The organism is Streptomyces calidiresistens (assembly GCF_014141525.1).
In the GTDB taxonomy this organism is placed as follows: Bacteria; Actinomycetota; Actinomycetes; order Streptomycetales; family Streptomycetaceae; genus Streptomyces; species Streptomyces calidiresistens.
Genome location: NZ_VKHS01001422.1, coordinates 1 through 709, shown reverse-complemented (window position 1 = coordinate 709; position 709 = coordinate 1). Strand labels below are relative to the sequence as shown.

Sequence of the window (709 nt, the reverse complement as noted above, 5' to 3'; positions counted from 1 at the left end):
GCGCAGAGCCAGACCCACACCAGGGCGGGGAACGCCCCGCCGGCGGGCGGGGCGCCGGTGACGGCCGCCTCGATCAGCCGGGCCCCGCCGGTGGTGGGGACGAGGTGGGCGACCGGGTGGTCGAGGACGCCGAGGAGGTGCGCGACCGGCACCACCAGCAGGGGCACCAGGAGCGGCAGGGCTCCCACCACGACACCGGGCAGGGTGCGGGCGCGGGTGCCGGCGGCCAGGCAGCAGGCGAGGAGCAGCACCGCGATCGGGGCCACCGCCGCGGGGACGCCGAGGACGACCCGCAGGACGCCGCCGGTGTCGGTCGGACGGGCGGCGGCCGCGGCGATCGGTACCGCCATCGCGCAGGTGAGGAGGGTCAGGGGGAGGACCCGGCACAGGGCGGCCTCGACGGGTCGCAGCGGTGAGACCCGTCGCACGGCGTCGGTCCTCTCCGTGCGCTCCACCAGGACCAGGGCGACGGCGAACAGCGCCCCGAACCCGGCGGTGTCCAGGAACAGCAGGTGGGGCCCGAGGGCCCCGGCGGTCCGCGGGGAGGGGACCAGGAGCAGGAGGGTCCACAGCACGGCGAGGCCGAGGGCGACGTGGACCACGCGCAGCTCCACCAGCAGGCGGCCCTCCTCCCGCAGGGCGGCGCGGATCCGGGCCCGGGCGGCCCGGTGATCGCGTCGCCCGGGGGGCGGGGTCGCGGTTCGTGCGC

At 78.8% G+C, this 709-nt stretch carries 1 pseudogene; it reads right to left on the bottom strand.

Features of this window, described 5'->3' with window-relative positions:
* Window positions 1-709: pseudogene (locus FOE67_RS27630) on the bottom strand (hypothetical protein); the annotation flags it as partial.